At 37.4% G+C, this 7,022-nt stretch carries 6 protein-coding genes and 1 pseudogene; all 7 read right to left on the reverse strand.

Features of this window, described 5'->3' with window-relative positions:
- Positions 1 to 97: 97 nt before the first annotated feature.
- A complete protein-coding gene (locus tag BLS49_RS21370) occupies positions 98 to 1,786 on the reverse strand; it encodes a glycoside hydrolase family 13 protein (protein ID WP_091235601.1) in 1,689 nt (562 codons plus the stop codon).
- Positions 1,787 to 1,928: 142 nt separating this feature from the next.
- Entirely contained in the window at positions 1,929 to 2,933 is a 1,005-nt protein-coding gene (locus BLS49_RS21375; RefSeq protein WP_091235603.1) for a LacI family DNA-binding transcriptional regulator, read from the reverse strand.
- Positions 2,934 to 3,249: 316 nt separating this feature from the next.
- On the reverse strand, positions 3,250 to 3,366 hold the full coding sequence (locus BLS49_RS25830; RefSeq protein ID WP_139173165.1) for a DUF3600 domain-containing protein: 117 nt from the start codon (positions 3,364 to 3,366) through the stop codon (positions 3,250 to 3,252).
- Positions 3,367 to 3,391: 25 nt separating this feature from the next.
- A complete protein-coding gene (locus BLS49_RS21380; protein ID WP_091235605.1) occupies positions 3,392 to 4,654 on the reverse strand; it encodes an ABC transporter substrate-binding protein in 1,263 nt (420 codons plus the stop codon).
- 558 nt (positions 4,655 to 5,212) lie between these two features.
- Positions 5,213 to 5,893: a DUF3600 domain-containing protein gene (locus BLS49_RS21385; protein ID WP_091235607.1), complete on the reverse strand. Its 681-nt coding sequence runs from the start codon at positions 5,891 to 5,893 to the stop codon at positions 5,213 to 5,215.
- Positions 5,886 to 6,410, reverse strand: coding sequence for a sigma-70 family RNA polymerase sigma factor (locus BLS49_RS21390; RefSeq protein ID WP_245742667.1), 525 nt, complete (start codon positions 6,408 to 6,410; stop codon positions 5,886 to 5,888). The genes BLS49_RS21385 and BLS49_RS21390 overlap by 8 nt, the downstream gene beginning before the upstream one ends.
- A gap of 213 nt (positions 6,411 to 6,623) precedes the next feature.
- Positions 6,624 to 6,827, reverse strand: a pseudogene (eno, locus tag BLS49_RS21395) (phosphopyruvate hydratase); the annotation flags it as partial.
- Positions 6,828 to 7,022: the final 195 nt, after the last annotated feature.

Consider the following 7,022-nt stretch of genomic DNA (forward strand, 5'->3'; position numbering starts at 1 on the left):
TAACTCATAATTACATTCAAAAACAGCATTATAATTGTAACATAGCAATTACAGAATAACAACTATTAATAAAAGGAATAGAACTAACTCTCAGATGTCAATTTACTGTCAGCTTATACACCCGAGCTTCGTAAGGACGTAAGGTGAGTTGATCGATATCCTGATTTGCCGGAACGTCATAATTGCTTATTAACAGCTCTGCTGTATTAGAATCAAACGAAACTTTCTCCCGATCAAGCACAAACCGCGCAGGATGCTCATAGAAATTGAGAATAACAAGCAATTGCTCTTTGCCTAACGTTCTTGTATAGGCATAGATTTGTTCATTTTCCGCGTCTATAAGAACGTATTCTCCATATACAATCACGTCATGACGTTTACGTAGCTCGATCAATTTTTTATAGTAATAGAAGATAGATCCTTCGTCAGCCAGAGCCGACTCCACATTAATCTCCTTGTAATTCGGATTAACTGCTAACCACGGCGTGCCCGTCGTAAAGCCAGCGTTAGCTTCATCATTCCATTGCATAGGCGTTCTAGCGTTATCTCTGCCTTTTGCATAAATGGAATTCATAATTGCAGAGTGATCATGTCCGTTATCTCTATATTCACGATACATATTTAGGGTTTCTATATCTTTGTACTCGTCAATTGATTCAAAGCGAACATTGGTCATTCCAATTTCTTCACCTTGATAAATATATGGCGTACCCTGGAGCGTATGCAGAAGTGTAGCCAACATTTTACCAGATACACTATGATGTTCGCCATCGTTACCGAATCTGGACAGCAGGCGCGGCTGATCATGATTGTTCAAATAAATACTGTTCCACGCTTTGCCCTGAAGCTCAACCTGCCATTTGCTCACAATTTTTTTGAATTCGGATAACTTCCATGGAGCAACCCCCCATTTACCAGTTGGCCCTGAATCAATACCCATAAGTTCAAATTGGAACACCATATTGAGCTCCCCGCGATCCTCTCCGGCAAATAAAATGGCATCATCCGGAGTTACATCACACGTCTCTCCTACTGTCATGACATCATACTTCGACAGGACTTCACGATTCATTTCCTGCATAAATTCGTGTACACGTGGACCGTTAATAAAACCGCTTTCCCCTTCTTTTGAATCCGGCAAGCCTGGAACCTTCGAGATCAGATTAATAACATCCATGCGGAAGCCGTCGATTCCCTTATCAAGCCACCATGTCATCATGTCATACACTTCTCTGCGAACCTTCTCATTCTCCCAATTCAAGTCAGGCTGTTTTTTGGAGAAAATATGCAGGAAATACTCCTCGGTCGCCTCGTCATACTGCCAAGCCGATCCGCTAAAAAATGAACCCCAATTATTTGGCTCCGTAACTCCGTCACCTTCAGGATCATCCTTACCCGAGCGCCAAATATAGTAATCGCGATAAGGGTTATCCTTGGACTTACGTGATTCTACAAACCAGGCATGCTCATCCGAGCTATGGTTAACAACAAGATCCATAATCAGCTTCATTCCCCGATCATGCAGACCTGCAAGCAGGTCCTCCCAATCCTTCATTGTACCGAATTCGCCAATAATGCTCTGGTAATTGCTAATATCGTATCCATTATCATCATTTGGTGACTCATACACCGGACACAGCCATATCACATCAACACCAAGGTTTTTCAAATAGTCCAGCTTGCTAATAATTCCTTTAAGATCACCTACGCCATCTCCATTGCTATCCATAAAACTCCGCGGATAAATTTGATAAACTACGCTCTCTTTCCACCATTTCTTCACCATCAAGGTTCCTCCTGCATCCTTTAATTACTATATATTATCGGCCAACGTAAACGTTTTCGATATAAAAAAAATACCCCCCATATTAATTTCTAGCAACTTTTAAAAAGGGGTAATTCAAGCATTTAATCAAGTGATAGTTAGATTAAGGCAGCTTTCTCACGGTATTGCGCTCTATAATCTTATGAGGCACAATTTCACTGACAACTCTTTCTTTCGATGTAATCATAGAAATCAGTTTGTCGGCTGCACGCTCTCCCATTTTATAGAGTGGCTGAGCGATCGTCGTCAAAGGTGGATTACTCATTTCAGCCAATTTCAAATTGTCATATCCAATGACAGAAATTTGTTCTGGAACGGAAATCCCGTGTTTCGCTGCTACAGAGATCAGGGCAATCGCCATTTCGTCCGAGGCTGCAAATACTGCCGTTACTTCCGGAGCGGTCAAAAGCAGATTCTCTGCCGCGACAGTAGCCTGATCAAATCGGAAGCCTCCATCAAAAATAAGTTCATCTCTAAGCGTGATTCCGTTGTCCAATAAAGCCTGCTTAAATCCATCAATTCTCGGTTTTCCGGCGATAGGGTCTCCTTCGTATCCACCAATCATGGCGATTTGCCGATGACCTTTATGAATTAAATACTCGGTAGCCTCATAGGATGCCTTCCAGTCATCTACTTTCACATAGGGCACGGATTTATACTCTGAATGGGTCGCAACCAGCACAACCGGAACATCCATCGCCTTCAGGGCTTCATAATATTCTTCCTTCAATACCTCACTCGAAAAAATAATCCCGTCAACCTGCTTTTCACGAAGCACCTGCAAATATTTCATCGTCCTTCTTCCGTCTTCCGCTGTATTGCATACGACTATACTGTAATTCTCATCATGGGCAAAATGCTCGATACCATGGAGAACTTCCGAGGAAAATGCACTTGATACGCTCGGGAACAATACCCCTATCGTCTGTGTACGTTTATTGATCAACCCGCGCGCAATGGCATTAGGCTGATATTTTAACTCTTCGATAACTCGAAGCACCGTACGCTTTGTATCCTCTGAATATCCCGGAAGATTATTTAGCACCCGTGATACAGTTGCTACTGACACATTAGCTTTTCTGGCAACATCTTTAATCGTTGATTTCATATCCGTAGCATTCCCTTTAGACCCTTGGTAAATTTTTTGATTCTAAGTATAAGTATATAAACTCATTACTTAAACGTCTACTTAAATATTTGGACATATAGAGACTTGGTTCATAAAATAAAACAAGAGCTTTCATTAAATAAGACTGCATGCTTCGCTTAGGCCAAACATGCAGTCTTATTTTGGTATATTACCCTTCTCTTAGTTTTGAGTTTGAACTTATAATTGTTTATCATTCACATAACGAAAAACAGCTCCTCTTGCTTCATATAACTCATCTGTAAGTCTGAAGGGTATTTTTTAGACCATCCCCACTTTATACCAATATTTGCTCATAAGTCATAAGCACATCAATGTATTGCTCATATTCTTCACTTGTTAAGATATCTCTTGATAATCCAGAATTAGCATTGAGCAAGCTTGCCCCAAACAAATGAAATTCGTTATAAAATTACTTTCTAGCGATTAATAATAGTTTGGATTTCTTGTTGCATTGAAGATAATAGTTCTTTCATACTAATATCGTTATTTATAGCTCCCCATAGCTCCTGATTAATAGTTTTGAATATCTCCTCACTTTGCTCTAAACTTAACGGAATATTGAGAACTTCCAAGGGGGCAATGTTATAAAAAGATTCTAGATTTTTACCAATACTTTTGTTGTATCCTTCACGTGACAGGAGTACGGAATAATTATTACTCATTTGGTAAGTGTTTGCGAACTCAGAGCCATTAATATACTGAATGAATCTCCAACTTTGTTCCACTTTGTCTGATCCAGAATAAATTCCAAATAATGCATTTGGGGAAATAGCTGATGCACTTTTAGAATAGGCAGGATCCACCGGTGCGGTAACAATATCCCACTCAAAATCGGCATCTAATAAATCATCAATCAGATAAGAATAGTCAACCGTCATAGCGATGCTTCCAGAAGTAAATGGAAAACTCCCAGGATTAACTTCAATTTCATTAATATTTTCCCGTGTTTTCAAGGTACCAGCTATAGCCCCTTCCAGAATAGGGTTTAAGATATTTTCCCAACTTGAGGTATTTATTGTCGCATTCTTCCCCCGTGTATCCACATAGCGAACCCCTTGGGATGCCGCCATATCGACTGCCATACCAAACAAAGTATCATCATAGAATAACCCAACAAAATCACTTTTATTTTGAGCAGAATTCGTTATAGTTGAAGCCAACTTAAAGACATTATCCCAACTCATTCCATCATTCGGATAATCTACTCCATACTGATCAAATAGCGTCTTATTATAAAATAAAGCCTTTGCCGAAAACGTTGGTGATAAGGCGAAGATTTTACCTTGACCTTTTGAACGCAAATATTCCAACAAGTTGGGATTAATCTCTTCAATTTTAAAATCACTAGAATTGTTAATATATGGGTTAAGGTCTACCAATATTTCTTCAGAAATAATGGACTCAAAAAAGGTTTCATCTATATATACTAAGTCAGGTTGTTCAGATTTTATTAATTGTTTAAGCGTATTTTCACTTAACCCTTCTTTATAATATGCAGACAATGGTATGACTTCAAAATTAATATTGGGATACTTTGCGTGGAAAATACTTCCATATTTTACCATAAATTCATCAGTGTCAAAATATAGAACTCTAAGTGTTATATCCTTTTCCTCTGCTCTATTCATGCACCCCGATATCAATATAATGACTATAAGAAGTGAAATCCATCTTTTCATAATCTAAACTCTCCTCAAAACATTATATTCTTAAAAAGATGTTGCGTTCTGTTTATATTCGCTAGAATCGTTTTCTATATACCACTTCGCTTGAGTCAAATACATATTTTTGTAGTAACCATCTTTGCTCATTAGCTCTAAATTAGGAATCCCATTACCAAATAATAAATAATTTTGCTAATCCCATCTCTCTATGAATCTGAAATTATCTTTTTATTTCTTCAATGTAATTATTATTACAATCATTAAAATTTACCATTTAATGTAATTATTATACAATAAATGTGTAACTATGTATATACATTATGCGTTTTTAACAAATATTTTCCTAAGAGCACTTACCACTCTTCAGATTGATCCTCCCTTATATATCGAAGAAAGCTCTAGATATTTCTACTGATTTTTTTGAATCATTCAAGTCATTTTCCAACACTAAGATCCAAGAAGCATTAGCTTCAATTGAACAAAAAGGCCAAGAGCTTTTATATAAATAAGGCCCCATTTCCGCCCTGCCTTCGGGCGAAACATGGAGCCTTAGCTCTGAATATGATACCTCTCTTAGTTTGAATGTTGCGATTGTTTATCACTCACATAATAAAGAACATCTCTTGCTTCATTTAATTCATCTTGTAAGTCTGAAGGAGTATTTTTCAGATCATTCCCGCTTTCTACCAATATTTGCTCATAAGTCATAAGCGCATCAATATACTGCTTATATTCTTCACTTGTTAAAACTTCTTTACTCGATTGCACTCCGTTCAGCTGGTCAAAATAGGGTTGAATTTCATACATCACATTCTTAATTTCTTCTATTTTTTCGGAAGGTACTTGAGAGTAATCAATGTTACCATATTGATCTCCATATTCAATTTTGGCACTGGTTATTACTTTTAACAACTCTTTAAAATGCCCAAATTGCTCCTGCCCCAGGTCACCCTTCGCCTGAGTTAATTTAGCATTTAGCAATAAATATCCTTCCATCGTTGCACCTGCAGCATGTTTTTTGAAATTATCAAATGAACCAAATAAGCCGTCAACAAGAAGTGCTTCATAAGCAAACGCACTTGTTGGAACGATTAGGCATACTGCTAAGATTGCAGTAACTAATCGTCTTCTTGCATATGCCCTTACTTTTGTTCCCATCTCAGCTTTCGCTTTTCTCACGCCCATTTTACTCATTTCATGTATCTCTATCGGAGTTTGTATATTATCTAACTCTTCTTTTAAACTTCTATTCATAGTTGCCAGCCTCCTTAAAATCTTTACGCAGTTTGTTTAACGCACGATATAAGATTGATTTTGCAGTTCCAAGCGGTATTTCTAATATCTCTGATATTTCTTTTAATGTATGGTCATGATAAAACCTTAATAAAATAACGCTCTTCTCATCATCTTGCAAAGTGTCCATTAATTCTTGTAATGATAGTGTAAGTAAAATATCCCCATCATCCGAACCTACGAATTCTTCAAACTCAGGTTTTAGTTGAACTACTTTTTTGTTCTTTTTCACTAAATTAATTGCACTGTTCATCGTAATTTTCATCAGCCATGTCTTGAAATACTCTGGTCGTTGCAAGGTATCTATCTTTTTAAACGACTGATAAGCCACTTCTTGAACTACATCAAGGGCATCTTCTGTATTCCTAACGTAAACATACGCCATGCGATAAATATCCTGTTCAAATTGTTTGAATAGCTTTAAAAAGGCCCTGTCATTCTCCTTCTGAGCTTTTAGAACTAACCGCCTGATACGCACTCACCTCTCCTCTTTTATCTTTACATTTATTAGACAATCTGGAGGTGTATTTGGCTTAAAGTAACTGGATAATTTTCTTACAAATAAAAAAACCGCCCAGATAAAGGCGATTCTGATAAATATTAATTATACATGCCTGTAAATAAAATTAAAAACCCCCTGCTAATTGTGAATTACCACAAATAAGCAGGGGGTTAGATGTATTGGCAAAGATTATCTCTTCAGGTTGTAGAAGGATTTCAAGCCGTTGTATTGAGCAAGCTCGCCCAATTGGTCTTCGATACGAAGCAATTGGTTGTACTTCGCAATACGGTCAGTACGGGAAGGTGCACCAGTTTTGATTTGGCCAGCGTTAGTTGCAACCGCGATATCAGCGATTGTGCTATCTTCGGACTCACCGGAACGGTGGGAGATAACGTTATCTTTTCAATAATTAATAAATTTATAACCAAAAAACATGGCTCTGATTTTGTCTTGCTTAACTTATCCAATTGCATTAATATTACTATCACTTTTCTGAAGTAATTGGTAAATTCCTTCTTTATCTTGAATTATTCCTTTATTAATTACCTCTCCAGTACTAGATAAAATATAGCAATAAGGGAAAGTATG

The sequence above is a fragment of the Fontibacillus panacisegetis genome (assembly GCF_900102215.1).
GTDB lineage: Bacteria > Bacillota > Bacilli > Paenibacillales > Paenibacillaceae > Fontibacillus > Fontibacillus panacisegetis.

Coding starts and splice junctions, on each gene's coding strand:
- BLS49_RS21370 (WP_091235601.1), bottom strand. CDS start 1,786: ATGGTGAAGAAATGGTGGAAAGAGAGCGTAGTTTATCAAATTTATCCG.
- BLS49_RS21375 (WP_091235603.1), bottom strand. CDS start 2,933: ATGAAATCAACGATTAAAGATGTTGCCAGAAAAGCTAATGTGTCAGTA.
- BLS49_RS21380 (WP_091235605.1), bottom strand. CDS start 4,654: ATGAAAAGATGGATTTCACTTCTTATAGTCATTATATTGATATCGGGG.
- BLS49_RS21385 (WP_091235607.1), bottom strand. CDS start 5,893: ATGAATAGAAGTTTAAAAGAAGAGTTAGATAATATACAAACTCCGATA.